This is a genomic window from Crossiella sp. NPDC003009 (assembly GCF_053591555.1).
In genome coordinates, this window is record NZ_JBSFUA010000008.1 from 91,368 (window position 1) to 117,367 (window position 26,000).

A 26,000-nucleotide genomic window follows, 5' to 3' on the forward strand; every position below is an offset into this window, starting at 1 on the left:
GAGGACATCCAGCAGGCGCCGACCAGCGGGGTGTGGGGCGACGTGGTCGGCCAGCCCGGCGTGGCCCTGGTGCTGGCCACCGCCGCGCGCGCTGCCGCTGACCTGGTCGAAGGCCGTCCGGTCCAGCCGGGCTCGATGACCCACGCCTGGCTGTTCACCGGCCCGCCCGGCTCCGGCCGCTCGGTGGCCGCCCGCGCCTTCGCCGCCGCCCTGCAGTGCGCGCAGCCCAGCGGCGACGGGATCTGGGGCTGCGGCCAGTGCCGCCCCTGCCACACCGTGCTCAGCGGCACGCACGCCGACGTGCGGGTGGTGGCGCCGGAGGGGCTGTCCATCGCGGTGGCCGAGATGCGCGCGCTGGTGCAGATCGCCGCCCGCCGCCCCACCGCGGGCCGCTGGCAGGTGGTGATCATCGAGGACGCCGACCGGCTCACCGAGGGCGCGGCCAACGCGCTGCTCAAGGCGGTCGAGGAACCACCGTCGCGGACCGTGTTCCTGCTCTGCGCGCCCTCGGACCACCCGGAGGACGTCTCGGTCACCATCCGCTCCCGCTGCCGGGTGCTGGCCCTGGGCACGCCGACCGTGGCCGCGATCGAGGACGTGCTGCGCCGCCGCGACGGCATCCCGGCCGACCTGGCCGCCTGGGCCGCCTCGGTCTGCGGCGGCCACGTCGGCCGGGCCCGCAGGCTGGCCACCGACCCGGAGGCCCGCGCCCGCCGGGAGTCCGTGCTGCGCATCCCCACTGGCCTTCGCCGCCCCAACGACGTGTTCACCAGCGCCGACGACCTGGTCAAGGCGGCCGAGTCGGAGGCGGCCGCGGTCAGCGAGGCCAAGGACGGCGCCGAGCGGGACGCGCTGGAGACCGCGCTCGGCGGTGGCGGCACCGGCAAGGGCGTGGCCGCCGCGGCCCGCGGCGCGAAGTCCGCGCTCAAGGACCTGGAGAAGCGGCAGAAGTCCAGGGCCACCCGCACCCAGCGGGACGCCCTCGACCTGGCCCTGGTCGACCTGGCCGGGTTCTACCGGGACGTGCTCACCGCGCGGCTGGGCGCCGAGGTGCCGCTCAACCACCCCGACCGCGCCGCCGACATCCGCACCGCGGCCGCCAGCTGGACGCCGGAGGCCACCCTGCGGCGGCTGGAGGCGGTGCTGTCCTGCCGGGAGGCGCTGGGCCTCAACGTCAAGCCGCGGATCGCGATCGAGGCCATGGTGACCACGCTGTACCACGGCTGAGGCTCATCCCGGCTCGGGAGCGCCGAAGGCCGCGGAGACCTCCCTGGCCGCCCGCAGCACCCTCGGCGCGTGCGCCACCAACTCGGCCAGCTCCTGCTCCAGCGCCAGCGCGGACACGCTGACCCCGCCGACCACCGCGCCGGTGTGGTCGCGCACCACCGCGCCGACGCAGCGCACCCCCGGCTCGTTCTCCTCGTCGTCCACCGCGAACCCGGTGGCGCGCGCCCCGGCCAGCCGGTCCCGCAGCGCGGCCGGGCTGACCGCGGTCCTGGGCGTGCGCGCCGCCAGCCGCAACCGGCCCAGCAGCGGGGCCAGCTCCACCTCGGGCAGCGCGGCCAGCACCGCCTTGCCGATCGCGCTGGAGTGCAGCGGCAAGCTCATGCCGACCCTGGAGGCCATTCGGTACGGCTTGTCGCCCTCGACCTTGTCCACGTACACCAGCTCCGCGCCCAGCAGCATGGCGAAGTGCACCGCGCAGCCGGTCTCGCCCTGCAGCGCGGCCAGCGCGGGCCGGGCCCGCCTGGCCGGGTCCAGCCGTTGCAGCACCCGCCCGGCCAGCGCCAGCACCTTCGGCCCCGCCAGGTAGTTGCCCTGCCGGTCCGCCAGCGCGAAACCCTGCTCCGCCAAGGTCTGCAGCACCCGGTGCACGGTCGACTTGGGCAGCCCGGTGGCCCGCGCCAGCTCGGTGACCCTGCTGTGCTCGGCCAGCGCGTCCAGCACCGCCAGCGCCTTCTCCACCGCACCGCCGGGGCCCTCGGTCACCGGCCCATCCAGCCGCCGTCGACCACCAGCACGTGCCCGTTGACGTAGTCGGAGGCCGGCGAGGCCAGGAACACCGCCGCGCCCACCAGGTCATCGGGATCGCCCCAGCGCCCGGCCGGGATGCGCGCCCGGATGGCCGGCTCGCGGGCCGGGTCCGCGCGCAGCGCCGCGGTGTTGCTGGTGCTGATGTAGCCCGGCGCGATCGCGTTGACCTGCACGCCGTGCGCGGCCCACTCGTTGGCCAGCGCCGAGGTCAGCCCGGCCACCGCGTGCTTGCTCGCGGTGTAGGCGGGCACCAGGATGCCGCCCTGGAAGCTGAGCAGCGAGGCGATGTTGACGATCTTGCCGGAGCCGCGCGCCACCATCTGCCGCCCGGCCAGCTGGCAGAGCGCGAACACCGAGTCCAGGTTGACGCTGAGCACCCGCCGCCAGTCCGCCAGCGGCACGTCCACGGCGGCCTGGCGGTGGATGGTGCCGGCGTTGTTGACCAGGACGTCGATCTCCTGCTCCGCCAGCAGCGCGCCCACCTCCCGCTGCACACCGTCCACATCGGACAGATCGACGAGCAGGCTGCGCGCACGCACCCCGTGCCCTCGGATCTCGGCCGCCACCTCGGCGAGGTCACCGCCGCGACCCAGCAGCACCAGGTCGGCCCCGGCACTGGCCAGGCCGTTGGCGATGGCCCTGCCGATGCCGGTGCGCGCGCCGGTCACCAGCGCGGTCCGGCCGCGCAGCGAGAACAACCGCTGGACTGCCCCGTCCACCCCGCCCCCTCAGCGCAGCTCGGTCAGCGCGACCGGGTCCATGTCGTCGTAGGCCTGGTTCTCCCCGCCCATGGCCCAGACGAAGGAGTAGGCGTGCGTGCCCGCGCCGCTGTGCACCGACCAGCTCGGCGAGATCACCGCCTGCTCGTTGGCCACCACCAGGTTCCTGGTCGCGGCCGGCTCACCGAGCAGGTGGACCACTCGCTGGTCCTCGGGCAGGTCGAAGTAGAGGTAGCACTCGGTGCGCCGGTCGTGCGTGTGCGGCGGCATCGTGTTCCACACGCTGCCCTCGGCGAGGGTGGTGATACCGAGTACCAACTGGCAGGACTTGATTCCATTCACATGGATGAACTTTCGGATCGATCGGACGTTCGCGGTCCGCGGCTCGCCCAATTCCAGAATGTCCACATCCGTGAACCGCGCCAATTCCGTCGGATGGCTGGTATGGGCCGGGGTGGAGAACAGGTAGAAATGCGGGGAGTCCGTCTCCGCCGATTCGAACACGACGTCGACCGCGCCGCGGCCGACGTAGAGGCAGTCCCGATGCGCCAGCCGATACGCCGTGCCGTCGACGGTCACGGTGCCGCCGCCGCGCACCGCCACCACCGCCAACTCGCGCCGGGCCAGGAAGTTCTCCGCGCGCAGCGGGTCGGCCGAGGGCAGTCGGAGCGGCTCACCCGGCTTCGGCACGGCGCCGCCGAGCACGGTCCGGTCCTCGTGCGAGTACACCGTGTGCACCTGTCCCGGTTCGAAAAGATCCGCTACCAGGTAGTGCGCGCGGAGCTGCTCGGTGTCGAAACCGGCGACTTGCGCGGGATTTGTCGCGTGCCTTACCTGCATGAATTGCCTCCCCTGTGGGCCTATGCGCTGGATGGCCCTTTACGTTTCGGACTGGGCGGTGTCACGATGTGGCCGCTTGCCATGGAACACCGTTCTGACAAACGGAACAAGTCCGCGAACAGGCGAGGAGGCAGCCCCCGTGTACCAGCAGGATCCGAACCCCACGGGGTCGCTGTTGCTCTCCGCGTTGCTCGCGCTGCTGCCGCTGGTGGTGCTGCTCGTGCTGCTCGGCGTCTTCCGCTGGCAGGCGCACTGGGCCGGGCTGAGCACGCTGGCGCTGTCGCTGGCGATCGCGGTGCTCGGCTACTCGATGCCGCTGGGGCTGGCGCTCAACTCCGCCGCCTACGGCGCGGGGCAGAGCGTGCTGGTGGTCCTGTGGATCACCTTCAACGCGATCTGGATCTACCACCTGACCGTGCACAGCGGGCACTTCGCGGTGCTGCGCCGGGCGTTCAGCTCGATCAGTGACGACCCGCGCACCCAGGCGATCGTCATCGCGTTCTCCTTCGGGGCGTTGCTGGAAGCGCTTGCCGGGGGCGGCGGACCGGTGGCGATCTGCTCGGTGATGCTCATCGCGCTTGGCGTGCACCCGCTCAAGGCGGCCACGCTGGCCCTGGTCGCGGACACCGCGCCGGTGGCCTTCGGCGGCATGGGCAACCCGATCACGGTGCTCAGCTCGGTCACCGGCCTGTCCGCCGATGCCTACGGCGCGATGGCCGGGCGGCAGGTCTCCATCCTGGCCGTGCTGATCCCGTTCCTGCTGGTCTTCATCGTCGACGGCAGGCGAGGGCTGCGCGAGGCCTGGCCGGTGGCGCTGGCCGCAGGGCTGTCCTTCGGCCTCGCCCAGTTCGTGGTCTCCAACTACATCTCCTACCGGCTCTGCGACATCATCGCCGCGATCGTCTCGGTCGGCGCGGTGCTGGTGGTGACCCGGATGCGCCGCACCGCGCCGGTGCCGGTGACCGTCGGCGGCGGCCCTGACGAGCGGCCGGCGCCGGACTCCCGGCGGGAGGTGGCCACCGCCTTCGCCCCGTACGCGATCATCGTGGCGGTCTTCTCGCTGGCACAGTTCGACGCGGTGAAGGCGCTGCTGAACCAGGCCACCTGGGTGTTCCAGTGGCCGGGCCTGCAGGTGGCCGCGGCCAGTGGGAAAGCGGTCTCCACCAGCTACACCTTCAACATCGGCTCGGCCACCGGCACCCTGCTGCTGGTCTCCGGCCTGCTGTCCCTGCTGGTGCTGCGGATCTCCCCGCTGACGGCGCTGCGCGTCTACGGCCGGACCATCCGCCAGTTCGGCTGGGCGATCCTGGCCATTCTCAGCGTGTTCGCGCTCTCCTACGTGATGAACCTGTCCGGCCAGATCATCACCCTCGGCGTGTGGCTGGCCGGCACCGGCGCGTTCTTCGCCTTCCTGTCCCCGATCGTCGGCTGGTTCGGCGTCACCATCACCGGCACCGACGCCGGCGCCAACGCCCTCTTCGGCGGGTTGCAGACCACCGCCGCCCAGCAGCTCGGCGCCTCGCCGATCCTGTTCGGCGCGAGCAACTCCTCCGGCGGCGTGATGGCCAAGATGATCTCGCCGCAGAACCTGGCCATCGGCACCGCCGCGGTCGGCCTGGTGGGCAAGGAGGGCGACCTGTTCCGCCGGGTGTTCGGCTGGAGCCTGTTGCTGCTGCTGGCCATGTGCGTCCTCAGCTACCTGCAGTCGACCCCCGTGCTGGGCTGGATGGTCCCCAGCCCCTAAGACCCTGGGCGCCACCCCTTCCCCGTGAGGCAACCCCGAGAGGAACAACGATGACAGCGCTATCCCGACGTGTGCTGCTCACCGGCGCGGCGGCGACCGCCGGCGCACTGGCCATGCAGCCAGGCGCGGCGCTGGCCGCTCCTGGCGGCCCGGCGGAGGCGGCGTTCGCGCCGAACCCGGCCCGGCTGCGCCAGACCCTGGACTACGCGGTCGCCAAGCTGCGCAAGACCGCGCCGACCGTGGCCACGTTCCCCGAGGAGACCAAGTTCGAGAAGTGGATCCCGGTCAACGACGGCGGCTGGGTCGGCGGCTTCTGGCCCGGCCTGCTCTGGCTGGGCTTCGTGGACAGCAAGGACCCGCAGTTCGAGAAGTGGGCCCGTGAAGCCGCGCTGCGGCTGACCCCGCGCATCCCGGACACCGGCACCCACGACATGGGCTTCCTGTTCTACCCGTCCTGGGTCACCGCCTACCGGCTCACCGGGGAGACCTCCTGGCGGGACGGCGCGGTGCAGGCCGCGGAGTCGCTGAGCAAGCGGTACAACACCGCGGGCAAGTTCATCAGAGCCTGGGGTTCGCTGGGCTCCACCGGCAACGCGGGCCGCACCATCATCGACACGATGATGAACCTGGACCTGCTGTACTGGGCCACCGAGGTCAGTGGGAACGGCAAGTACGCCGAGATCGCCTCCAGCCACGCCCGCACCACCATCAAGCACTTCATCCGGCCGGACGGCTCCACCCCGCACGTGTTCGACTTCGACCCGGTCAGCGGCGCGGCGATCGGCCCGAACACGGTGCAGGGCTACAGCCCGGCCTCCTGCTGGTCGCGCGGGCAGGCGTGGGGGATCTACGGGTTCACCACCACCTACCGGCGCACCAAGGACCGCGAGTTCCTCACCGCGGCGACCAGGATGGCCGACCACGTGCTGCCGTACCTGGCGGAGAGCCCGGTGCCGATCTGGGACTACCGCTCTCCGCTGGCGCCGCACGACATCAGGGACTCCTCGGCGGGCGCGGTCACCGCCTGCGCGCTGCTGGACCTGGCCAAGATCACCGGCAACCCGCGTTACCAGAGCACGGCGCTGACCGTGCTGGACGCGCTGTCCCGCACCTGCCTGACCACCAGGTCGGAGCGGCACGACGCGGTGCTGGCCCGCGGCACCAAGAACCGGCGCGCTGAGAACGGCATCGAGGTGTCGCTGCCCTACGGCGACTACTACCTGATGGAGGCCATCCTCCGCGTGCTCAAGCCCAGGGAGATCGCCAAGGCCATCGGCCTCTGACCCTCCCGGTCGCGGTGCCCCGTCAGCCGGTCCGGCGGCGGCGGGGCAGCGCGGCGACCACGATCACCCCGCACAGCAACAGGATCATCCCGGTCCACAGCAGCGGAACCGTCGAGTACGCCGCGCTGGTGTAGGCCAGCGGCGGCGGCGCGTCCTTGCCCCGGGCCGGCGGCGGCGCGGGTGCGGGCGAGCTCGTCGCGGGCGTCACCGCCTTGCACACGTACCCACCGGCCGGGGCCGCGGCCCGCACCACCTGCTCGCCCAACGAGATCTGCACCAGCGAGGTCGGCAAACCCGGCAGCTTCAACGCATCCGTGGGCAACAGCGCGACGTCCAGCAGCCGCGCCACCGCGCCCACCGCCGCCCCGTCCCGCTTCTCGTTCACCTGCGCGATGGTCAGCCGCAACACGCCGATGTCCAGCTGCCGCAACGCATCCCCACCCGGCAGCGGACCACTGACCGGCACATCCAGCTTCGGCGCCGCCGCGTCCAGCTTGCCGAGCTCCTTGCCACCACGGGAGATCCGCAACACCGGAGCCTCGTACTTCACCGTCGAGGTCTTGGCATCACCCGTCGAGGTCGCCACCAGCTTCGGCGCGCTGACCACGTCGATCCGCACCTCACCCGGCGTGCCGGCCAGCAACTGGATGCTCGCCACCTGCACCGTCGAGGTCGCCTGCACCGCTTTCCCCTGCCGCCCAGGCACATCCACCAGCCGAACGGTGGACCGCGCACTCAGCGTGTCCGGCAGCCGCAACAACGCCCCACCACCGGGCAACAGCCCCGGAACCGCCGGAATCACGTTCACCGCCGACAAGCTCGCCAGCGAAGTCCGGGCATCCGAGATCGGCTCCACACAGGGTCCGAGCTTCTCGTCCCACCGCGCGTGCACACTGCCCTCGAGCAGCCCCAGCTTCACCAGCGCGTCCAGCGGCGACGCGGGCGGCGTCAGCCCACCGGTGAGCGGCTTCGGATTGTCCGGAATCGCCATCTGCGCCAACGACCCCGGCAACCGGGGCGCCCGCCCGTTCACCGCGAACCCGGCCGGCGAGGACTCCGCGATGGCCCGCTCGAAGAACTGCACCGCCTGCGAGTTCACCTGCGCCGAAGCCAGCCCCAGCCCCAGCTCACCCACGGCCTGCTTGGGCAGCTTCTGCTCATCCTCATCGGTCAACCCAGGCGAGTTGGTCTGCACCGCCCCCGGCAACACCCGGATGATCCCCAGCCCCGTCCCCGCATCAGCCACCAACGGCGGGAACTTGGGCGCGTTCGGATCGGTGATCGGCGGCTGGTTCGGATCCACCGGCCCCGGCACCGGCGTGGTCGGCGGCGGCGCCGCCCCGGCCACCGGCCCCAGCGCGAGCAGCACGACAGCAGGCAGAGCACAGACAATGGATAGGCGGCGTGCACGCATCAGCCCGGGTCCTCCTCGCGGCGTCACGGGCAACGCGGTCGATGAGACCGGCGTCACGCAAAGCCTAACGACGGGGGGTACTGCGGGTAACGCACTTCCTGGCGCTACACTGATCCGCGTCTCGCCGCCTTAGCTCAGTCGGCTAGAGCGACGCACTCGTAATGCGTAGGTCAAGGGTTCGACTCCCTTAGGCGGCTCAGCGAGCAGAAGACCCAGGTCAGCGCACTTGACCTGGGTCTTCTGCCGTTCGGGGCCCGGTTCTGTCGGGGTGATCCGGAAGATGGCGGGGTGACTTCAGCGATGGCGCGATGCGAACGTTGTGACCTGCCCGTGGGCCAGTGTCCGCACACCCGGCGGCGGGTCGTGGTGCGCACCGAACCGGATCTCATCCTGGTGAGCCGGACCAACACCGCGCACCTGCCCGGCGCCTGCAACCACGACGCCCCGCCGGACTACCGGGGCTGGGGCGAGATCCGAGGGGTGCCGCGGGCCTGGGAGCGGCTGGGCAATGCCGAGGCGATTCCCGCGACCGGTGGGGACAATCCCGCGCGGGTGGCGGACAAGCGGTGCCGGCACTGCGCGGGGTCGGCCTGAGTCCGATCAGCCCATCGACTTCTGGCCGTCGAGGGACTCGCGGATGATGTCCGCGTGCCCGGCGTGCTGCGCGGTTTCGGCGATCAGGTGGGTGATCACCCGGCGGGCGGTCCACGAGCCCTTCTCGAACCAGGGGGCCTCAGGCAGGGGATGGGCCACATCGAGGCTGGGCAGGGTGGCGATGAGGTCGTCGGTGCGCTGGGCGGTTTCGGCGTAGCGGGCCAGCAGCACCGCCAGGGTCTCGCCGGGCTTGGGGGTGAAGGTGTCGGTCCAGGTTTCGCCGGCTTCCTCGTCCCAGGTCATCACCTCCTGGCCGTGCTGGATGAAGTGGGTCCAGCCCGCTTCGGCGTTGTCGACGTGCTTGATCAGGCCGGCCAGGGTGAGCTCGCTGGCGGTGGTGCGCCGGCTGGCCTGCTCGTCGGTGAGGTTCTGGGTGGTCAGGCGGAGGAAGTTCCGGGCGTTGGCGAGCGCGTCGAGCAGGTCGGCGCGCTCGCCCGTCGGGGTGGTCATGCCGGGTCAGCCCATCGACTTCTGGCCGTCGAGGGACTCGCGGATGATGTCCGCGTGCCCGGCGTGCTGGGCGGTCTCGGCGATCAGGTGGGCGAAGACCCGCCGGGCGGACCAGGCGGCGCCCGGCTCGAACCAGGGGGCCTCGGGCAGCGGGTGGGCCAGGTCGAGGCTGGGCAGGGTGGCGATCAGCTCGTCGGTGCGCTGGGCGATCTCGGCGTAGCGGGCCAGCAGCACCTCCAGGGTCTCCGCCTCGCTGATGTGCCAGGCCTCGGCCCAGTCGGTCTCGTCCATCGCGATGGCCGAGGGGCCTTCCAGGATGAAGTCGACCCAGCCCTTCTCGGTGTTCGCCACGTGCTTGATCAGCTTGGCGATGGTCAGCTCGCTGACGGTGGTGTTCTTGTTCGCCTGCTCGTCGGTCAGCCCCTGCGCGGTGTGCCGGAGGAAGAACCGGGTCTTGCCCAGGGTCTCCAGCAGGTCGGCGCGCTCGCCGGTCAGAGTGGTGTCGGTGCTGATCGGTGCGGAGCTGGTCATCGGATCTGCCTTCCTCGTTTGGGCTGCTGGGGACTACGTTATGAGCCCTATAGGTCAGCTACGGTCCTAATTTCGCACCAAGTTTGGGGACGTTTTCCGGCGGGGCATGCTGGGGTGGTGACCACCGCCGCGGTGACCGAGCCGACCGGGCGCAGGCTGACCGTCGCCTGCGTGGCCGGGTTGCTGCCCGGACTGGTGTTGTGGCTGGTCAACGCGCTGATCACCGGTCAGGTGCTGTGCACCAACCAGGGCTTCAACTGCCTCGGCGTGGCGCTGCTGGCCTTCCCGCTGGGTGTGGTGGCCGGCGCGGGGCTGGCCTGGCTGGCGCTGCACCTGGCCGGGGTCGGGCAGGCGTGGCGGATCGCGCTGCTCGGGCCGGTCGGGATCTGGGCGGTCGGCCGGGTGCTGACCGAGTTGTCCGTGCCGCTGCCGCAGCCGGTGTTGCTGCTGCTCTACGGGGTTCTCGGGTACCTGGTCGCCGCCTTCGCCACCGCGTCCGGGGTGGCCTGGCCGTGGCGGCTCGGGGTGGCGTTGCTGGTGCTCGTGCCCGCGCTGCTGCTGAGCCTGGGCTGAGCGCTCAGGGCAGCAGGCGGAAGTGCGTGCAGACCACCTCGGTCTGGTCCCCGACCTCGGCGCCTGCCTCCGTCCAGAACTTGGCGTGCACCTGCCGCCAGTGCTCGATCGAGGTGAAGCCCTCGCCCTCGGCCTGGGCGAACTCCCAGCTGACCTCGGCGAAGGGCACGACCTCGGCCTTGGTCACCTCGGCGGTGCCGATCCGCTTGCTCTCGCTGTCCACCAGCGCCAGCAGCTCGCCGACGTGCTCCACCGGCTCGCCCTCGGCCTGGTAGTCGGCCACCAGCAGGCCCGCGGTGGCCCGCTTGTCGCCCTTGAGCACGCACTCGTTGAGCCAGTCCCGCATCTCGCCGGGCGTGCCCAGTTCCAGCACCCGCAGGCCGTCCAACCGGTCCCAGGCCATCTCAGTTCTCCCCATGCTTGGTCTTGGGGCGCAAGTGGACCTGGGTGATGGCGTGCCGGTCCACCGCTTTTACCTCGATGACCCAGTCGGCCAGCTCCACCCGGTCGCCCGGCTGGTCGGGGATGCGGCGCAGCGCGATCAGCGCCAGGCCCGCGATGGTGGTGTAGTCGCCCTCCGGCGCGTCGGTCAGCTCGACGCCGAGGTCTTCCAGGTCATGCACCGGGAAGGTGCCGGGCAGCAGCATGGAGCCGTCCGGCTCGGTGCGCACGGACAGGATGTCCCGGTCGGTCTCGTCGTAGATCTCGCCGACGATCTCCTCCAGCAGGTCCTCCAGCGTGACGATGCCGTCCACCGCGCCGCGCTCGTCGACCACCAGCGCGAACTGCTGGTGGCTGGCCTTGAACTGACGCAGGGCGTCGGAGACGCGCAGGCTGTCCGGGAAGATCGTCGCCGGGCGGGCAGCGTCCAGCACGGTGCCGTTGTCATCGAGCAGGTCGCGCAGGTGCACGATGCCCGCCACGTCGTCCAGGTGGCCGGAGCGGACCACCGGCGCCCTGGAGTGCCCCGACTCCGCCAGCACCGACCTGGCCTGCGCCACGGTGGCATCGGCCGCCACGGTGACCACCGCGCGGCGCGGCACCAGCACGTGCCGGAGCAGCCGCTCGTGGATCTCCAGCGCGCCGGTGATGATCATCCGCTGCTCGGCGTTGAGGCCGCGGTGCCCGGCCACCAGGTCGCGCAGCTCCGCCGGGCTCAGCTGCTCTGACCCGGCGTCGGGGTTGCCGCCGAACAGGCGCACCACCAGGTTCGTGGACCGGCTCAGCGCCCAGATCGCCGGGCGGGCGATGCTCGCGATCAGGTCCAGCGGCCGGGCCACCAGCATCGCCCAGCGGTGCGCGTACTGCATGGCCAGCCGCTTGGGCGCGAGCTCGCCGAAGACCAGGGTGAAGAAGGTCAGCACCAGCGTCACCAGCGCCACCGCCAGCGGACCGGCCGCGGTGCCCGCGAAGGACAGCGCCGGGATCAGCGGCTGGGCCAGGGTCACCGCCGCGGTGGCCGAGGCGAGCGCGCCGGAGAGGGTGATCGCCAGCTGGATCGCGGCCAGGAACCGGTTCGGGTCCCTGGTCAGCCGCAGCAGCACCGTGGCGGTCCGGCCACCGCGCCGTTCCAGCTGCCGCAACTGCCCTTCCCGCAACGAGATCAGCGCGATCTCGCTGCCCGCGAACAGTGCGTTGACCAGGATCAGGAACGCGACGAGCGCGAGGTTGAGCCAGTAACCGTCCATGGTGTCGAACACAGTAGTGGCGCACTATGCGGGATATGCACCCGGAAGCCGACGAGCACGCGCGGGCCCGCGGCCAGGCCGTCGCGCTGCTGCTCGCCTTGCGGGCGCACGACCTGGAGCGGACCAGGCAGGTGCTGGCGGAGAACGCGCGGGCCGGCCGGGACCGGCTGGTCGAGCTGCTCTACGTGCTGGTGCGCGGGGCCACCGCGATGCTGCACGAGGTCGGCTGGGACATCGCGGGCACGCTGGCCGTGCGGCTGGAGTCCCGGCCCGACCCGGCCCCGGTGGACGCCGAGGTGGAGCGGGCGCGGGCGCTGGTGCTGGCCTCGGTGCAGCTGGAGGCCGACGGCGACGCGGCAGCGGCCGAGCTGGCCGCCGGGCAGGTGGTGGACGCCGAGCCGAGCGTGGTCCTGGTGTGGGGACTGGTCACCGCGGCCGAGCTGATCGAGCAGCTGCTGGTGGTCTGCCGGGACCGCGGCGTGCCGGTGCCGGCCTGGCTGGAACCGGTGCGATAACTGTGGGTAAGACGCTCTAAAGCGGAAGATTCACCTGGACAGCCGATGTACTTCCGTACTCTCCGCTGACCATAACGAACCCGTAGTGTTCTGGATCACTCTCGTTATGTGGATCTCTCCTCGGGAGAGCGGTTCTGCGCTACGCTTTGCTAGTCGTAGTCAGCTTTGCCTTGAGCGCCCGTGGGGCTTATGACCACGGGTTTTCTTGTATGCCGAACCCTTCGGGGAATGGGCGGATCTTGACCGCGACCACGCCTCCAACCTGGGCGTGAGATCGGCCCTGCAAGGAGAGAAAAATGGCTTCTGGCACTGTCAAGTGGTTCAACAGCGAGAAGGGCTTCGGCTTCATCGCGCAGGACGACGGCGGACCGGACGTGTTCGTGCACTACTCGGCGATCGTCGCCAAGGGCTACCGCTCGCTGGAGGAGAACCAGCGGGTGGAGTTCGAGATCACCCAGGGTCCGAAGGGCCCGCAGGCTGACCAGGTTCGCGCAGTCTGATCTTCGCGGTTCTGATCTTCCTTAGTTCAACCTGGCGAATGGCCCGCACCACTCGGTGCGGGCCATTCGTGTCTCTATCAACTACCCACTGTATTGATTCCGTGCGCAAGATCACCCAAGCGCACCCTTGCGGTTAACCGTTTTCTTCCGCTAAGTGCACCCATTTGGGTGATTACGCAGCGGAGCTTCGAGGCGAAGACTCCCCGCATGCGTGCTGACCTCGAAGAACATCTAACGGCCGTACCGCGGCGACTCCGTCTGCGCCACGGCGAGGCCACCCAACTGCTCGACGGACTACTCGGAGCGGGTGAACGGGTCCGTGCGGCGGTGGCCGGGATGCTCTCCGGGGTGGGGCCGGTGCTGGTGGTCGCGACCAACCGCCGGGTGCTGGCGGCCGGTCGCGACGGGTGGAACCTCGCCGTGCTCTACTCGCAGATCTCCAGCGTCGACTCGGGCGGCTGGCTGGGGCACACCGTGGTCATCCAGTCCGCGGGCACCGTCTACGCGGTGCGCGCCAGCCGGGCGACCCAGCTGTTCACCGCGACCGTGCAGGCCGGCATTCCCTCCGGTGCGCCCACCGCCAGGCTCGCCACCGCGATCTAGCGCCTGCCGGCTAAGCGGGCAGCTCCCCGATCACGTGCGGCACCAGCCCGGCCAGTCGCCGGATCGAGTCGGTGTCCAGCGCGATCGGCTCACTCTGCCCGGCCAGCCGGTGGTTGCCGTGGAAGTCGACGTCCTCTTCTCCCTGCAGGGCGACCAGCACACTTCCTGGCACGTACAGCCACTGCGACCCGGTCGCTTCATGCCGGATCAGCCGCGGGCCGCCCATGGGCCATCGACGCAGCTCGTCGACGGCTGTCTCTAATCGGATCAGCCGGTCCCGGTCGGACTGCTGGAACTGGTCCCCGTTGATCCACTGCGCGACTCCCGCCCGGAAGCCGGTCATGTCGCCGGGCCACCCGGCCGGATCGATCTTGCGCGAAGGAGCCCACTCCTTGTGCGCGATCGCCCGGTCGACGGCCAGTCGCAGGTGGCGGAGCAGCACGGCGACCCCTCGCGGGTAGACGTCGAGCTGCGCCTGCGTCCAGTCGCCGCGTCCGGTGGACTCGGCCTCGATGCCGATGATGTGGTTGTTGCCGTTGTCCCGGCCGCACCACGCGACGTAGCCCGCGCCCGCGTGGTACGAGCGGCCGGCCGCGATGACGTACCAGGTGCCGTCCCGGGCCAGGCCCAGGTTGGACAGCGGACCGGCCAGGCCGGGCCTGCCGTTCACGACCACGTCCAGGGACGGGAAGTTCCCGATCGCCGGACCTGCCGTGTGGTGCATCATCACGCCGCGGATGTCCGAGACGTTGCCGTGGCCGCGGTCCTGCCAGCCGGCCACCTCCTGCACGGACAGCCCGGCTTGCCGGAGCACGGTGGCCATCCAGGTGAGTGCGTGAGCCATGGCGATCACCCCAAGCTCAACGAGAAGTGATAACTGAGAGTTACTAATTGGATGCGCTCGGTTATCTCTAGGGTGTGGTGAAAAAACCACCTGGTCTACCACCAAGTGGGTGAGTGTCCGGCTAGTCGAGCAATTCGACGGTGATCAGCTCGTCGGTTGGGGCCGCGACCACCTGCGCGCCGCCCCGGAAGCGCACCACCAGGTCGCCGGAGGCGGTGGCCGCGGTGCCGGAGACCTGGCCGACCGGGCCGAGGCTGCCGTAGAGCCGTGCCCACTGGCCGGGCCGCAGCACCGAGGCCAGCACGGCCGGACCGGCGGTGAACCGGGAGGCCGGTTGCAACCAGGAGATCACCAGCTGCCAGCAGCCGAAACCGGCCACCAGGCCGATGGCCAGCCCGAGCCAGCCCAGCACCGGGGTGAGCACGGCGGCCCCGGCCAGCGCGGTCAGCGCGGGAGTGGGCACCGGGCGGCCGCCGATGATCAGCCAGCCGGTGGTGCGCACCAGACCGTCGGCGCACAGCCCGCGCGGGGTGCGGCCGTCCGGCAGCAGTGGTGGCTCCACCTCATCCGGCGGTCGCTCGCCGAGCACCTCGGTGACCAGCACCGGGTCCACCGGCAGGGTGTGCGCGCACTCCGGGCACACCAGCAGCAAACCGGAGCCGTTGCGCTGGGGCGCCAGCTCACCGTGGCCGATCGGGCAGCCGTAGGCCCGGCCAGGCTCCCGCTGCCACTCGATCAACGCGGTGACCGCCGCGTCGTCGGACTGCTCACTGGTCACAGGCAACCCCGTCGCCATCCTTGTCCAGCTCCGCCCGGTAGCCGGGCTGGTCGCGCAGCAGCGGCGCCTTGCCCGCCTTCCGGACCTGCCCGCAGTTCTTGTAGAACGGCTCGGCCGGGGTGGTCTGCTGCGGTTTCGTCTCAGTGGGCGGCGGCGGACCGGCGCTGGTCGGCGGGGGATCGGTGGTGGTCGGCACGTTGGGGGTGCTGGTGGCCGCGCTCCGTTGGCAGGCGGCCAGCCAGTCGGTGAGCAGCCGGGCGTACTCGTGGCCGCCGGTGAACAGCCTGGCTGCCCGGCCGGCCGCGTCCTCGCGCAGGTCCAGCAGGCCAACCTTCTTGCCCAGCAGCTCCTTCTCGGCGAACCGGGCCGCCTCCGCCGCAGTGCAGCCGGGCTGCGCACTGGGCGGCGGGGTGTCGACCACCTGCAGGGTCACCGGGTCGCCGCGCTCGTCGGTGCCGGTGATGGTGCGCGCGTCCAGCACCTTGGTCACGGTCAGCACCCGGCTCGGCCAGGCCGGGGTGCGCCCGGCCACCGGCGGCGCGGTGATGCTCGGCGTGGTCCCGCTGGAGGTGCTCAGTGGCCGCACCACCTCGCCGCCACCGGCCAGCGGGGTGCCCTGATCCGCGGGCAGCACCGGCAGCGAGCCGGCCGCGCTGATCATGGCCACCACGGCCAGGGTGCCGCCGGTGGTGCTGAGCAGTCGCTGCCAGGTCGCGGCCCGCCACCACCAGCGGCGGAGCGCGGAGACCCTGGGCAACTCACTCATCGCTTCTCCTGGCGGACTCGACTCGGCTCCGGGCAGTTCACCACTGTTCACCAGCCGTGACAATCCTTGCACCGATGCCCGCCCCGAACAGGGCGCTCAGATACAAAAAGCCGGACCAGGACACGCAACGCGTGCCAGGTCCGGCCCCGGAAGGGTGGTGGGCGCTACTTCGAGTGCGGCTTGAGGGTCCAGATGATGTCCAGCGCACCGGTGACCACGCCCTCGCCGTTGGTGATCTCCACGTGCACCGGGATCTCCGGCCGGGTGCCCGACTCCAGCTCGGCCACCGCCTCGGCCGCCGGGCGGCCCAGCGTCGCGGTCGCGGTCAGCTGGCCGAGCGCGAGCTTGTAGAAGCCGATCTGGCCCTTGGTGGGCAGCGGGATCGCGACCGCCAGCTGCTCGGCGAAGGCGGCCAGCACCAGCGCGCCGGAGGCGGTCTCGGCTGCGCCGAACATCATCGCCGCGTGCGGTCCGCCGACGTGGTTGCGCAGCTCCTCGGCATCGCCGAGGGAGACCACCACGCGGTCGGGGCTGGTCTCGGTGAACTCGATGCCGACGGTGCGCACCCACGGCACGACCTGCTTCATCAGCTCGCCGACCTGGCTGGTGTCCACGCTCATGCCCGGCATGTTACTCACGAGTAACCGCATTTGGGAAGCGTCGTGACCAGGCGAGCGCGCAGCGTGCGGCGAGCCAGCTCACACGAAAAATAGTTTGCGGAATAAGAGTTCTCGTCGCATGCTTGTATGCAGCAACTAATTGGATGATGCAAGCAACTAGAGGATCACATGGACGAGACGGGACTGGCCCAGGCCAACGAGATCGGCATGGCCCTGGTCCGGCTCAACCGGGCAACGGCCTGCATGGCGGCACAGAGCGCAAAACTGGGGATCGACAAGACTTCGTTCACTCTGCTCGCCACGCTGGCGCACACCGGGCCGCTGCGGTCCAGCGCGCTGGCCGAGGCCGTCCACTCCGATCCATCCACGATCAGCCGTCAGGTGGCCCAACTGGTCAAGGACGGCCTGGTCGAACGAACCGCCGACCCAGTCGATGGCCGGGCCACCCTGCTGGCCGCCACCGACTCCGGGCGTGAGCTGTTCCTCCGGCACCGCGACCGGCGCAACGAGATGATCGCCAGCATGGTGTCGGACTGGCCGCCGGAGGACCGGCGGCAGTTCGCCACCCTGCTGCATCGCTTCGTGGGCGCCTACGAGGAGCACATGCCCGGCCTGATCGCCGAACTGGTGGACTACGCCCGTTCGGGAGTGGAGAAGTAGATGTCAGACACCGCAACCGCGCCATCCGGCGTTGGCCTGAGCCACCGCCAGATCATGGCCATCATGACCGGTCTGATGATGGGCATGTTCCTGGCCGCCCTCGACCAGACCATCGTCTCGGCGGCCATGCGCACCATCGCCGACCAGCTGCACGGGCAGACCGTGCAGGCCTGGGCGACCACCGCCTACCTGATCACCGCCACCATCTCGACCCCGCTGTACGGCAAGCTGTCCGACATCTACGGCCGCAAGCCGATGTACCTGACCGCGATCTCGCTGTTCCTGATCGGCTCCGCGCTGTGCGGGGTGGCGAACTCGATGTACGAGCTGGCCGCCTTCCGAGCCGTGCAGGGCCTGGGCGCCGGTGGCCTGATGTCCCTGGCGCTGGCCATCATCGCCGACGTGCTGCCGCCCCGGGAGCGGGCCAGGTACCAGGGCTTCTTCATGGCCGTCTTCGGCATCTCCAGCGTGGCCGGTCCGGTCGCCGGCGGCTTCTTCGCCGGGCTGGACAGCTTCATCGGCGTCGAGGGCTGGCGCTGGGTCTTCCTGGTCAACCTGCCGCTGGGCATCGCCGCGCTGGTCGTGGTCACCAAGGTGCTCAACATCCCGCACAAGCGGGTCAACCACCGCATCGACTTCCTCGGCGCGGCCGCGCTGACCGTCGGCCTGGTGCCGCTGCTGATCGTGGCCGAGCAGGGCCGCCAGTGGGGCTGGGGCGACCCGCTCACCCTGGGCCTGATCGGGCTGGGCGTGGCCGGGCTGGTGGCCTTCGTGCTCACCGAGCGGCGGATGGGCGATGAGGCGCTGCTGCCGCTGCGGCTGTTCCGCAGCTCGGTGTTCAGCCTGGGCAACGGGCTCAACTTCATCATCGGCATCGGCATGTTCGGCGGGCTGCTGTCCCTGCCGCTGTACCTGCAGATCGTCAAGGGCATGAGCCCGACCGAGTCCGGCCTGATGATGCTGCCGCTGACCTTCGGCATCCTCTCCGCCAGCCTGTTCGCCGGCACCAGGACGGCCAAGACGGGGCGGTACAAGTCCTTCCCGATCGTCGGCATCGGCCTGATCGTGGCCGCGCTGCTGCTGTTCAGCACCATCGGGTTCAGCACCCCGCTGTGGCTGAGCGCGATCTACATGGTGCTGATGGGCTGGGGCCTCGGGGCCTGCATGCAGACCCTGGTGCTGGCCGTGCAGAACGACGTCTCGTCCTCGGACATGGGCGTGGCCACCGCCTCGGTGACCTTCTTCCGGCAGATGGGCGGCACCATCGGCGCCGCGGCCTTCCTGTCCATCCTGTTCGGGGTGGTCGGCGACCGCATCGCCAGCGCTCTCCGTTCGGCCGCGCTCACCCCGGAGTTCCTGGCCGCGGTGCGCGACCCGGCGGTGCTGGCCAACCCGGCCAACAAGCCGGTGCTGGACATGATGGCCAACGGCGGCGCCGGCGCGCCGTCGCTGGACGACACGTCCTTCCTGATCAACCTCGACCCCAGGCTGGCGCGGCCGTTCCAGGACGGCTTCTCCTCCGCGATGGACACCGTGTTCTTCACCGGCGCGATGGTGATGCTGGTGGCCTTCGCCCTGGTCTGGTTCCTCAAGGAGAAGCCGCTGTCCAACCAGTCCGGCATGCAGCGCCGGGCCCAGGAGGAGCACGCGGCGGCCGCACTGGCCGGCTGATCAGCTTCAGTACGACGACGGCCCCGGGCGCACTGCGCGCTCGGGGCCGTTGTGGTGTTCGGTGTGCTGGGCGTCAGTGCTGCCCGTCAGCGGTCTTGAGGCGCTCGTAGGAGCGGACGACCTCGGCCTCGGCCTCGGTGCGGCCGACCCAGGAGGCGCCCTCCACGCTCTTGCCCGGCTCCAGGTCCTTGTAGACCTCGAAGAAGTGCTGGATCTCCAGGCGGTGGTACTCGGCCAGGTGGTGGATGTCGCGCAGGTGCTCCGAGCGCGGGTCCGCGGCCGGGACGCAGAGCAGCTTGTCGTCGCCGCCCTTCTCGTCGGTCATCCGGAACATGCCGATGGTGCGGCAGCGGATGAGGCAACCGGGGAAGGTCGGCTCCTGCACGAGCACCAGCGCGTCCAGCGGGTCGCCGTCCTCGCCGAGCGTGTTGTCCACGAAGCCGTAGTCCGCCGGGTACTGGGTGGCGGTGAACAGGGTGCGGTCCAGCCGGATGCGCCCCGTCTCGTGGTCCATCTCGTACTTGTTCCGCACACCCTTGGGGATCTCGATGGTGACGTCGAACTCCACGCGGTTCCTCGCTCGATTCTTCGGATCGGCACGGCTCCGGCTAGCAGGCGCAGCGAAGCTGTGTCTAGACCCGTCTAGTGTGGACCACGAGTCGCGCTGAAAGCCCGTCGAGCGGGTCTGGGTCGGTGTGACATTGACCGGGTTTCAGAACTTCTTCCCCCATCCGCCGCAGGAGGACACGCGTGACCGGAGGCGAACAGCAGGGCTCATCACCGCAGGTCAACCCAGACCTGGACCAGGTGACGGTGCGACTGCCGGTGCCCGGCGCCCCTCCTGCGCAGCCGATGCGGGTCGGCCCGCCACCGCCTGTGGCCACCGCGGCCGAACCACCACCCAATCCGGGGAAACGTGGCAAGAAGCTGGTGGTGCTGGCGACCGTGCTGGTGCTGCTGGCCGCGCTCGGCGTGGGTGGCGTGCTCGGCGGCCCGTGGCTGGCCCAGCAGCTCGGCCTCAGCGGTCCGGGCGGCCTCGGCACCCAGCCGCCGCCCGCGCCGCTGAACCCGCAGGCCGCGCTGCGCGCGCTGCCCCCGCAGGCGCCCACGCCCAGCGCGCAGGGCGTGGCCGCGGCGCTGGACCCGCTGGCAGGCAACGCCGCGCTGGGCGAGCTGACCGGCAGTGTGCTGGACGGGACCACCGGCAAGGTGCTGTGGGAGCGCGGGGCGGGCACCGCGCGCACCCCGGCCTCCACCGGCAAGCTGGTCACCGCGGCCGCCGCGCTGCTCGCCCTGGACCACCAGACCAGGCTGAGCACCACCGTGGTGGCCGGCGCCGAGCCGGGCACCGTGGTGCTGGTCGGCGGCGGCGACACCACGCTGTCCGGGCTGCCCGCGAACAAGCCCACCTACTTCTTCCCGGACGCCGCCCGGCTGGACGACCTGGTCGAGCAGGTCAAGGCCAAGGCTGGCGGTCCGGTGAACAAGATCATCATCGATGTCGGCCGGTTCGCCGGACCGCCGATGGCCCCCGGCTGGCTGAACGTGGACGTGGCAGGCGGGCACATCGCGCCACTGGTGCCGCTGATGCTCGACGCCGCCCGCCGCGACCCGCTCACCTCCACCACCCCGCGCTCGGACAAGCCGGCCCAGGCCGCCGCCCAGGAGCTGGCCAAGCGGCTCGGCGGCAACCCGGCGATCGAGGCCGGCTCCGCGCCGCAGGGCGCCAAGGTGCTGGCCAAGGTCGACTCGCCGCCGCTGCCCCGCCTGGTCGCCGCCTTCCTGTCCACCTCGGACAACATCTTGGCCGAGGCGGTGGCCAGGGAGCTGGCCCGCGGCACCGGTAACGAGCCCTCCTTCGCTGGGGCCAGCAAGGCCACCCTGGACACGCTCTCCCGCAACGGGCTGGACGTCACCGGGGTGAAGATGTCCGACGCCAGCGGCCTGTCCACCGAGGACCGGGTGTCCGCCAAGTTCCTCAGCTCCCTGCTGGCCGCCGCCTCGGGCACCGACGCGCGCGCGGCCAAGCTGCGGCCGATGCTCACCGGCCTGCCGGTGGCCGGTGGCACCGGCACCCTGGCCAAGCGCTACGACAAGGGCCAGGCCGCGGGCGGGCGCGGCTGGGTGCGGGCCAAGACCGGCACCCTGGACGGGGTGAACAGCCTGGCCGGGATCGTCACCACCAACGACGGCAGGCTGCTGGTCTTCTCCTTCATGGCCACCGGCGCGGCCAGCGATCCGGCCCGGGACGCGCTGGACACGCTGGCCTCCGCGCTGCGCCGCTGCGGCTGCGGCTAGAACGTGACCACGCTGTTCACCGGCTGGCCGATGACGATCACGGGGGTCGGCGGGTAGCGTCCCAGGGGTGAACGCGGGATCGGCCGCACGGCCACTGGATCCGGCCGAGGGGCCGGGGCCTGTCGACTGGGGTGTCGCCACGGCGACCGCTCAGCGGCTGCTCCGCCCTGGGCCCGTCATCGCCCGCGACGCCGCCCAGGCGGCCGTGCGCGGGATGCGGGAGCTCTCCGTCGCCGCGGAGGGACACGTCCGCCAGATCACCGGCCTCGGCCTGGAACTGCCGCTGCTGCCCGGCGAGGTCGTGGACCGCCCGGCCTGGGTGCGCGGCGCGGTGGACGGCCTGGCCGCGCTCACCGACCACGCGCTGCCCCGCGGCGCCGACGGCTGGCGCGGCGGCGTGCTGGCCGGGACCGCGGGTGTGCAGGCCGGGATGGTGCTGGCCTACCTGAGCACCAGGGTGCTTGGGCAGTACGACCCGTTCGGCGGGCCGGACGGCGAGGGCAGGCTGCTGCTGGTCGCGCCGAACATCGTGGCCGCGCAACAGGCCCTGCGGGTGCCCGAAGAGGACTTCTGGATGTGGGTCTGCCTGCACGAGTCCACCCACCGGCTCCAGTTCACCGCGGTGCCCTGGCTGCGCGCGCACTTCGCCGCCCAGGTCGGCACCCTGCTCTCCAGCATGGACGACGCCACCGCCGGACTGCTCTCCCGGGTCGGCGAGGCGCTGCGCTCGGCCCGCCGCAAGGACGGCGAGGAGAGCCAGGCCGCGCTGGTCGAGCTGTTGCAGTCGCCCAGGCAGCGGGCCGTGCTGGACCGGATCATCGCGCTGTCCACCCTGCTGGAGGGGCACGCCGACCACGTGATGGACGCCGCCGGACCGGCCGTGGTGCCCAGCGTGGCCACCATCCGCTCCCGGTTCACCGTGCGCCGCAACCCACGCGGGGTGGCCGACCGGGTGCTGCGCGCGCTGCTCGGCGTGGACGCCAAGATCCGCCAGTACGCCCAGGGCTCGGCCTTCACCGGGCACGTGGTGGACCGGGTCGGCATGGCCGCGTTCAACCAGGTCTGGCAGTCGCCGGAGACCCTGCCCAGCCGGGCCGAGATCGCCGATCCGGACGCCTGGATCCGCCGCGTGCTCGGCTGAGTCGTTGGCCGCGCCCGACCCCGCGGTGGCCGCGGTCCGCACCGCGGTCCGCCGGTTCCTGGACCGCCACCCGGTCACCGGATCGGTGGCGGTGGCCTGCTCCGGCGGCGCGGACTCGCTGGCGCTCGCCGCCGCGACTGTCCACTGTGGACGAAAGCGCGGGCTCGCCGTGCACGGCCTGGTGGTCGACCACCAGCTCCAGCCCGGCTCTGCCGAGGTGGCCGCCAGAGCCGCCGACCAGCTGCGCGAGCTCGGCGCGCCGGCCAGCGTGCTGACCGTCGAGGTCACCGGACCCGGCGGTCCGGAGGCCGCCGCGCGCCGCGCCCGCTACGCCGCACTGCGCGCCGCCCGGCCGGACCACGCGCTGGTGCTGCTCGGGCACACCGAGGACGACCAGGCCGAGACCGTGCTGCTGGGCCTGGGCCGCGGCTCCGGGCCGCGCTCGATCGCCGGGATGGCCGAGCTGGACCCGCCGTGGGGCCGCCCGCTGCTCGGCCTGTCCAGGACGACCACCGCGGCCGCCTGTGCCGCGCTCGGCCTGGACACCTGGACCGACCCGCACAACCTGGACCCCGCCTACACCAGGGTCCGGCTGCGCCAGGAGGTGCTGCCGCTGCTGGAGGACGTGCTGCAGGGCGGGGTGGCCGCCGCGCTGGCCCGCACCGCCGCCCAGCTCCGCGAGGACAGCCAGGCCCTGGACGAGCTGGCCGCCGACCTGCTCGGCCAGGCCCGCGACGGCGACGGACTGGCGGTCGGCGCGCTCAAGGCCGCACCCGCCGCACTGCGCCGCCGGGTGCTGCGCGGCTGGCTGCTCGGCGCGGGTGTGAGCGAACTCACCGACGCCCATTTGCGCTCCGTGGACGCCCTGGTGGCTGATTGGCGTGGTCAAGGGGGCGTCGCGGTGCCCGGCGGGTTGGTGGCCGGGCGCGCGCATGACAGGCTGGTCCTCGACCGTTCTTTGTGACTGAGGGGAAGCCGCGGTGTACGAGGGCGACATTGCCTCCGTGCTCGTTTCCGAGCAGCAGATCCAGGAGAAGACCGCCGAGCTGGCGACGAAGATCGCCGCCGACTACCCGACTGACGGACGCTCCTCGGACCTGCTGATGGTCGGCGTCCTCAAGGGCGCGGTGATGTTCATGGCGGATGTGGCCAGGGCGCTGCCCGTGCCGGTCCAGCTGGACTTCATGGCCGTCAGCTCCTACGGCTCCGCCACCTCCTCCTCGGGGGTGGTCCGCATCCTCAAGGACCTGGACCGGGACATCGCCGGCCGGGACGTGCTGATCGTCGAGGACATCATTGACTCCGGCCTGACCCTGTCCTGGCTGCTGAAGAACCTGGCCTCGCGCCGCCCGGCCTCGCTGGAGGTCTGCACGCTGCTGCGCAAGCCGGACGCGGTCAAGGTGGACGTGCCGGTCAAGTACGTCGGCTTCGACATCCCGAACGAGTTCGTGGTCGGCTACGGCCTCGACTACGCCGAGCGCTACCGCGACCTGCCCTACATCGGCACCCTGGATCCCAAGGTCTACACCACCTGATCAGCAGTTCGGCCGGCAGCGGCGCTGGATCAGCGCGTCCATCAGCACCGAGCGGATGTCCGTCGCCTCCCGCGCCGCGTAGGCCTTGCCCCCGGTCACCTTCGCGACCTGCTGCAACGCGTTGAGGTCGGCATCGGGCCCGAGTCCGATGCCGATCACCGGCACCGGCTGGGCCGGGTCGGCCTCCGCGGTCAGCGTCTGCACCAGGCCGTTGAGGTCCAGGCCGGAGCGGTTGTCGTTGGCGCCGTCGGTGATCAGCACCACCGAGTTGACCCGCTTGCTGTCGAAGTCCTTCTTCACCGTGCGCACCGCGGCCAGCAGCGTGTCGTAGAGCGCGGTGTTGCCCTTGACCTTGCCGGGCAGGGTGGCCGCGGCCACGCCCAGCGCGGCCCGCCGGTTCATCCCGGCCATCGGCTCGGCCAGCGCGCCCAGGCCGACCAGCTCGCTCCAGTGCCGGTTCGGCGCGTGGTCGGTGGAGAAGGCCCACAGGCCGATGTGCGTGGTGTCCGGCAGCAGGCCCAGCGCGGTGCTCGCGGCGTCGCGGGCCAGCTCGATCCGGGACTGGCCGTTGCCCGCCTTGGCCGCCATCGAGCCGGAGACGTCGATCACCGCCAGCATCCGGGCGTCCAGGGTCACCGCGCTGTAGGTGCGCAACACCTCGGCGGCCTGGTCAGGGGTGGGCAGCGGCAGCAGTGAGGGCGGGTTGGTGCTGACCCCGGCATCGGCCCAGGCCTGGTCCGCGCGGCCGCCGGGGTCGCGGAAACCGGCGTCCCGGAACCGCTTGCCGGTGCTCTCGTTGCGCAGGAACCGGCCGAAGGACTCGGCCGCCTCCCCGGTGCCCGGCGCCTCCTCCCTGCTGGCCACCCTGGTCAGCGGGTAGTCGAAGGCGATGGTGCCCTCCTCCGGGTAGAACGCGGTGGCCTTGGCGCCGACCCCGCGCCGGTTGTGCGCGATCACCGACTGCTCGGTCGCGGAGAAGGCGGGCGCGGTCTCCGGCTCGCCGGCCAGCTTGTCGAAGCCGTCGCGCACCAGCGGCATGGTGTTGCGGCCCACCCGCAGCAGCGCGGCCACCAGCTCCGGCCGGGGACTGCCGTCGGCGTTGCCCAGCAGCGAGCGGATCAGCATCAGCGTGGCCAGGCCCTCGGTGGTGCCTGCCGGGTCGCCGATGGAGGTGGCCACGCCGCCGTCGACCACCTTCCGCCAGGACACCACGCCACCGAGCTTCTCGCCGGTGCCCGGCCCGGCCACCACCACCAGCGGTGAGCTGGCCAGCGACTGGCCCGGTTCGATCGAGGCCACCGAGCTGGGCGCGGCCGAGGAGCCGACCTGCTGCTTGCCCCGCTGGGCCCACAGCGCGGAGTCCGGGATCCACAGCGCGGGCACCTTCTGACCTGGGATGGTCGGCCCGGTGATCTCGGCGGCCACGTCCGCGGAGTTCAGCGGGCGCACCTCCACCTTGACGCACTTGCCGGCCACCGAGGGCCTGCCCTGGTGGAACTCGTCCGCGGCGGCCTTGACCACCGGCTCCACCGCGGCGGCCGCGGTCACGTACAGCGGAAGCTCGCCCGCGCAGCCGCCTGCCGGGTCCCACAGCCGCAGCGCGACCACGGTGGCCCCGGCCGCGACGACAACACCCAGCAGCGCGCCGAGGGGGAGTGCGGCCCTCTTCAGACCGGCGCTGGGCCTGGACAGCTGGTGACGACCAGACATGGCCCTTCGAGACCCTTCCGTATAGAAAATCCTGCACTAACTTCCACCTGATATGGTGGAGAATTTTTCGCACCCCGACTTCTGCGATCACGGAGAATGACACGTTCACCCCTCCGTGGAAAGCGGCCGCCTTCGCCCTCACTCGTACGGATCAGTGGCCTCCAGCGTTCAGCGACCGGGGTTGAACCGAACGGGCCAGCTCGCAGTGGTGGGGGTCACGCCGGCGAGACCTGGGTCACCTGGGGAACCAGAGTGGGCACTCGGCCGTTGGCAAGGCGAAACAGTCCGTGGGCGGCCGGTCCGCTCACCGAGCCGCTACACCATGGGCGGTACGCTGGTCGGACGATGGTTTCCCGCTCCGCGTCAGCGGCGGGTGCTCCGTTGCCCGGCACGCAAGTCAGGGAGGGTGGAGGCCGCCCCGCGGCCGCA

28 protein-coding genes and 1 tRNA gene are annotated in these 26,000 nt (G+C 71.5%); 15 read left to right on the forward strand and 14 right to left on the reverse strand.

What is annotated here, in order from left to right:
* Positions 1-6 precede the first annotated feature (6 nt).
* Complete coding sequence (locus tag ACWDY5_RS11520) at positions 7-1,227, forward strand: DNA polymerase III subunit delta' (protein WP_449722301.1); 1,221 nt, start codon at positions 7-9, stop codon at positions 1,225-1,227.
* Between the two features lie 3 nt (positions 1,228-1,230).
* Here ACWDY5_RS11520 and ACWDY5_RS11525 read toward each other — a convergent pair whose 3' ends face one another.
* The 3 genes from ACWDY5_RS11525 to kduI are packed head-to-tail and all read right to left on the reverse strand — an operon-like array spanning position 1,231 to position 3,593.
* On the reverse strand, positions 1,231-1,989 hold the full coding sequence (locus tag ACWDY5_RS11525; protein ID WP_449722149.1) for an IclR family transcriptional regulator: 759 nt from the start codon (positions 1,987-1,989) through the stop codon (positions 1,231-1,233).
* A complete protein-coding gene (gene kduD / locus ACWDY5_RS11530) occupies positions 1,986-2,753 on the reverse strand; it encodes a 2-dehydro-3-deoxy-D-gluconate 5-dehydrogenase KduD (RefSeq protein ID WP_449722150.1) in 768 nt (255 codons plus the stop codon). Before kduD ends, ACWDY5_RS11525 begins: the two co-directional genes overlap by 4 nt.
* 9 nt (positions 2,754-2,762) lie before the next feature.
* Complete coding sequence (gene kduI / locus ACWDY5_RS11535) at positions 2,763-3,593, reverse strand: 5-dehydro-4-deoxy-D-glucuronate isomerase (RefSeq protein ID WP_449722151.1); 831 nt, start codon at positions 3,591-3,593, stop codon at positions 2,763-2,765.
* Between the two features lie 139 nt (positions 3,594-3,732).
* Here kduI and ACWDY5_RS11540 point away from each other — a divergent pair, with 139 nt between their 5' ends.
* Both ACWDY5_RS11540 and ACWDY5_RS11545 read left to right on the forward strand, forming a co-directional pair.
* Positions 3,733-5,337: an L-lactate permease gene (locus ACWDY5_RS11540; RefSeq protein ID WP_449722152.1), complete on the forward strand. Its 1,605-nt coding sequence runs from the start codon at positions 3,733-3,735 to the stop codon at positions 5,335-5,337.
* Between the two features lie 50 nt (positions 5,338-5,387).
* On the forward strand, positions 5,388-6,620 hold the full coding sequence (locus ACWDY5_RS11545) for a glycoside hydrolase family 88 protein (RefSeq protein ID WP_449722153.1): 1,233 nt from the start codon (positions 5,388-5,390) through the stop codon (positions 6,618-6,620).
* A 22-nt stretch (positions 6,621-6,642) separates the two neighbouring features.
* On the opposite strand, the gene ACWDY5_RS11550 is transcribed toward ACWDY5_RS11545, so the two are convergent.
* Positions 6,643-7,989 (reverse strand): hypothetical protein, encoded by a 1,347-nt coding sequence (locus ACWDY5_RS11550; RefSeq protein WP_449722154.1) that lies wholly within the window; start codon positions 7,987-7,989, stop codon positions 6,643-6,645.
* Positions 7,990-8,157: 168 nt separating this feature from the next.
* Between ACWDY5_RS11550 and ACWDY5_RS11555 the strand changes: the two genes are divergently transcribed.
* A tRNA-Thr gene (locus tag ACWDY5_RS11555) sits at positions 8,158-8,231 on the forward strand.
* A gap of 103 nt (positions 8,232-8,334) precedes the next feature.
* Entirely contained in the window at positions 8,335-8,628 is a 294-nt protein-coding gene (locus ACWDY5_RS11560; RefSeq protein ID WP_449722155.1) for a hypothetical protein, read from the forward strand.
* A gap of 6 nt (positions 8,629-8,634) precedes the next feature.
* On the opposite strand, the gene ACWDY5_RS11565 is transcribed toward ACWDY5_RS11560, so the two are convergent.
* A complete protein-coding gene (locus ACWDY5_RS11565) occupies positions 8,635-9,138 on the reverse strand; it encodes a DinB family protein (protein WP_449722156.1) in 504 nt (167 codons plus the stop codon).
* A gap of 6 nt (positions 9,139-9,144) precedes the next feature.
* Positions 9,145-9,669 carry a DinB family protein gene (locus ACWDY5_RS11570; protein ID WP_449722157.1) on the reverse strand — a complete coding sequence of 175 codons (525 nt, stop codon included), beginning with the start codon at positions 9,667-9,669 and terminating at the stop codon, positions 9,145-9,147.
* Between the two features lie 117 nt (positions 9,670-9,786).
* Here ACWDY5_RS11570 and ACWDY5_RS11575 point away from each other — a divergent pair, with 117 nt between their 5' ends.
* Positions 9,787-10,242 (forward strand): hypothetical protein, encoded by a 456-nt coding sequence (locus ACWDY5_RS11575; RefSeq protein WP_449722158.1) that lies wholly within the window; start codon positions 9,787-9,789, stop codon positions 10,240-10,242.
* A gap of 4 nt (positions 10,243-10,246) precedes the next feature.
* Here ACWDY5_RS11575 and ACWDY5_RS11580 read toward each other — a convergent pair whose 3' ends face one another.
* The gene (locus ACWDY5_RS11580) at positions 10,247-10,660 is read right to left on the reverse strand and encodes an ASCH domain-containing protein (protein ID WP_449722159.1); all 414 of its coding nucleotides are present in this window, start codon (positions 10,658-10,660) and stop codon (positions 10,247-10,249) included.
* Positions 10,647-11,930, reverse strand: coding sequence for a hemolysin family protein (locus ACWDY5_RS11585; RefSeq protein WP_449722160.1), 1,284 nt, complete (start codon positions 11,928-11,930; stop codon positions 10,647-10,649). The genes ACWDY5_RS11580 and ACWDY5_RS11585 overlap by 14 nt, the downstream gene beginning before the upstream one ends.
* Before the next feature lie 35 nt (positions 11,931-11,965).
* Between ACWDY5_RS11585 and ACWDY5_RS11590 the strand changes: the two genes are divergently transcribed.
* The 3 genes from ACWDY5_RS11590 (at position 11,966) to ACWDY5_RS11600 (ending at position 13,548) form a co-directional block, all read left to right on the forward strand.
* Positions 11,966-12,445, forward strand: a complete 480-nt coding sequence (locus ACWDY5_RS11590) for a hypothetical protein (protein ID WP_449722161.1) — start codon at positions 11,966-11,968, stop codon at positions 12,443-12,445.
* A gap of 296 nt (positions 12,446-12,741) precedes the next feature.
* The gene (locus tag ACWDY5_RS11595; RefSeq protein WP_252483067.1) at positions 12,742-12,945 is read left to right on the forward strand and encodes a cold-shock protein; all 204 of its coding nucleotides are present in this window, start codon (positions 12,742-12,744) and stop codon (positions 12,943-12,945) included.
* A 207-nt stretch (positions 12,946-13,152) separates the two neighbouring features.
* The gene (locus ACWDY5_RS11600; protein WP_283662603.1) at positions 13,153-13,548 is read left to right on the forward strand and encodes a hypothetical protein; all 396 of its coding nucleotides are present in this window, start codon (positions 13,153-13,155) and stop codon (positions 13,546-13,548) included.
* 10 nt (positions 13,549-13,558) lie between these two features.
* On the opposite strand, the gene ACWDY5_RS11605 is transcribed toward ACWDY5_RS11600, so the two are convergent.
* From ACWDY5_RS11605 to ACWDY5_RS11620, 4 genes are all read right to left on the reverse strand, one after another.
* Entirely contained in the window at positions 13,559-14,392 is an 834-nt protein-coding gene (locus ACWDY5_RS11605) for an N-acetylmuramoyl-L-alanine amidase (RefSeq protein ID WP_283662604.1), read from the reverse strand.
* A 121-nt stretch (positions 14,393-14,513) separates the two neighbouring features.
* Positions 14,514-15,170 carry a hypothetical protein gene (locus ACWDY5_RS11610; protein WP_449722162.1) on the reverse strand — a complete coding sequence of 219 codons (657 nt, stop codon included), beginning with the start codon at positions 15,168-15,170 and terminating at the stop codon, positions 14,514-14,516.
* The gene (locus ACWDY5_RS11615) at positions 15,160-15,936 is read right to left on the reverse strand and encodes an excalibur calcium-binding domain-containing protein (RefSeq protein WP_449722163.1); all 777 of its coding nucleotides are present in this window, start codon (positions 15,934-15,936) and stop codon (positions 15,160-15,162) included. The genes ACWDY5_RS11610 and ACWDY5_RS11615 overlap by 11 nt, the downstream gene beginning before the upstream one ends.
* 164 nt (positions 15,937-16,100) lie before the next feature.
* Positions 16,101-16,556 (reverse strand): DUF4442 domain-containing protein, encoded by a 456-nt coding sequence (locus ACWDY5_RS11620; RefSeq protein WP_449722164.1) that lies wholly within the window; start codon positions 16,554-16,556, stop codon positions 16,101-16,103.
* 168 nt (positions 16,557-16,724) lie between these two features.
* On the opposite strand from ACWDY5_RS11620, the gene ACWDY5_RS11625 reads away from it, so the two are divergent.
* Together ACWDY5_RS11625 and ACWDY5_RS11630 are read left to right on the forward strand one after the other, a co-directional pair.
* On the forward strand, positions 16,725-17,216 hold the full coding sequence (locus ACWDY5_RS11625) for a MarR family winged helix-turn-helix transcriptional regulator (RefSeq protein WP_449722165.1): 492 nt from the start codon (positions 16,725-16,727) through the stop codon (positions 17,214-17,216).
* Complete coding sequence (locus tag ACWDY5_RS11630; RefSeq protein ID WP_449722166.1) at positions 17,217-18,887, forward strand: MDR family MFS transporter; 1,671 nt, start codon at positions 17,217-17,219, stop codon at positions 18,885-18,887.
* A gap of 73 nt (positions 18,888-18,960) precedes the next feature.
* On the opposite strand, the gene ACWDY5_RS11635 is transcribed toward ACWDY5_RS11630, so the two are convergent.
* Entirely contained in the window at positions 18,961-19,455 is a 495-nt protein-coding gene (locus ACWDY5_RS11635; RefSeq protein WP_252483075.1) for an inorganic diphosphatase, read from the reverse strand.
* Positions 19,456-19,637: 182 nt separating this feature from the next.
* On the opposite strand from ACWDY5_RS11635, the gene dacB reads away from it, so the two are divergent.
* From dacB to hpt, 4 genes are all read left to right on the forward strand, one after another.
* Positions 19,638-21,185 carry a D-alanyl-D-alanine carboxypeptidase/D-alanyl-D-alanine endopeptidase gene (gene dacB, locus ACWDY5_RS11640; protein WP_449722167.1) on the forward strand — a complete coding sequence of 516 codons (1,548 nt, stop codon included), beginning with the start codon at positions 19,638-19,640 and terminating at the stop codon, positions 21,183-21,185.
* 67 nt (positions 21,186-21,252) lie between these two features.
* On the forward strand, positions 21,253-22,326 hold the full coding sequence (locus ACWDY5_RS11645; protein ID WP_449722168.1) for a zinc-dependent metalloprotease: 1,074 nt from the start codon (positions 21,253-21,255) through the stop codon (positions 22,324-22,326).
* A gap of 4 nt (positions 22,327-22,330) precedes the next feature.
* A complete protein-coding gene (tilS, locus tag ACWDY5_RS11650; RefSeq protein WP_449722169.1) occupies positions 22,331-23,290 on the forward strand; it encodes a tRNA lysidine(34) synthetase TilS in 960 nt (319 codons plus the stop codon).
* A gap of 16 nt (positions 23,291-23,306) precedes the next feature.
* On the forward strand, positions 23,307-23,861 hold the full coding sequence (gene hpt, locus ACWDY5_RS11655) for a hypoxanthine phosphoribosyltransferase (RefSeq protein WP_252483079.1): 555 nt from the start codon (positions 23,307-23,309) through the stop codon (positions 23,859-23,861).
* On the opposite strand, the gene ACWDY5_RS11660 is transcribed toward hpt, so the two are convergent.
* Positions 23,862-25,571: a substrate-binding domain-containing protein gene (locus ACWDY5_RS11660; RefSeq protein ID WP_449722170.1), complete on the reverse strand. Its 1,710-nt coding sequence runs from the start codon at positions 25,569-25,571 to the stop codon at positions 23,862-23,864. It abuts the gene before it with no gap.
* Positions 25,572-26,000: the final 429 nt, after the last annotated feature.

What these genes read in the sequence shown, in the direction of transcription:
- kduI (WP_449722151.1), bottom strand. Translation starts at nt 3,593, where the DNA reads ATGCAGGTAAGGCACGCGACAAATCCCGCGCAAGTCGCCGGTTTCGAC.
- ACWDY5_RS11545 (WP_449722153.1), top strand. Translation starts at nt 5,388, where the DNA reads ATGACAGCGCTATCCCGACGTGTGCTGCTCACCGGCGCGGCGGCGACC.
- ACWDY5_RS11560 (WP_449722155.1), top strand. Translation starts at nt 8,335, where the DNA reads ATGGCGCGATGCGAACGTTGTGACCTGCCCGTGGGCCAGTGTCCGCAC.
- ACWDY5_RS11565 (WP_449722156.1), bottom strand. Translation starts at nt 9,138, where the DNA reads ATGACCACCCCGACGGGCGAGCGCGCCGACCTGCTCGACGCGCTCGCC.
- ACWDY5_RS11570 (WP_449722157.1), bottom strand. Translation starts at nt 9,669, where the DNA reads ATGACCAGCTCCGCACCGATCAGCACCGACACCACTCTGACCGGCGAG.
- ACWDY5_RS11580 (WP_449722159.1), bottom strand. Translation starts at nt 10,660, where the DNA reads ATGGGGAGAACTGAGATGGCCTGGGACCGGTTGGACGGCCTGCGGGTG.
- ACWDY5_RS11585 (WP_449722160.1), bottom strand. Translation starts at nt 11,930, where the DNA reads ATGGACGGTTACTGGCTCAACCTCGCGCTCGTCGCGTTCCTGATCCTG.
- ACWDY5_RS11590 (WP_449722161.1), top strand. Translation starts at nt 11,966, where the DNA reads ATGCACCCGGAAGCCGACGAGCACGCGCGGGCCCGCGGCCAGGCCGTC.
- ACWDY5_RS11595 (WP_252483067.1), top strand. Translation starts at nt 12,742, where the DNA reads ATGGCTTCTGGCACTGTCAAGTGGTTCAACAGCGAGAAGGGCTTCGGC.
- ACWDY5_RS11600 (WP_283662603.1), top strand. Translation starts at nt 13,153, where the DNA reads ATGCGTGCTGACCTCGAAGAACATCTAACGGCCGTACCGCGGCGACTC.
- ACWDY5_RS11605 (WP_283662604.1), bottom strand. Translation starts at nt 14,392, where the DNA reads ATGGCTCACGCACTCACCTGGATGGCCACCGTGCTCCGGCAAGCCGGG.
- ACWDY5_RS11615 (WP_449722163.1), bottom strand. Translation starts at nt 15,936, where the DNA reads ATGAGTGAGTTGCCCAGGGTCTCCGCGCTCCGCCGCTGGTGGTGGCGG.
- ACWDY5_RS11620 (WP_449722164.1), bottom strand. Translation starts at nt 16,556, where the DNA reads ATGAGCGTGGACACCAGCCAGGTCGGCGAGCTGATGAAGCAGGTCGTG.
- ACWDY5_RS11625 (WP_449722165.1), top strand. Translation starts at nt 16,725, where the DNA reads ATGGACGAGACGGGACTGGCCCAGGCCAACGAGATCGGCATGGCCCTG.
- ACWDY5_RS11630 (WP_449722166.1), top strand. Translation starts at nt 17,217, where the DNA reads ATGTCAGACACCGCAACCGCGCCATCCGGCGTTGGCCTGAGCCACCGC.
- ACWDY5_RS11660 (WP_449722170.1), bottom strand. Translation starts at nt 25,571, where the DNA reads ATGTCTGGTCGTCACCAGCTGTCCAGGCCCAGCGCCGGTCTGAAGAGG.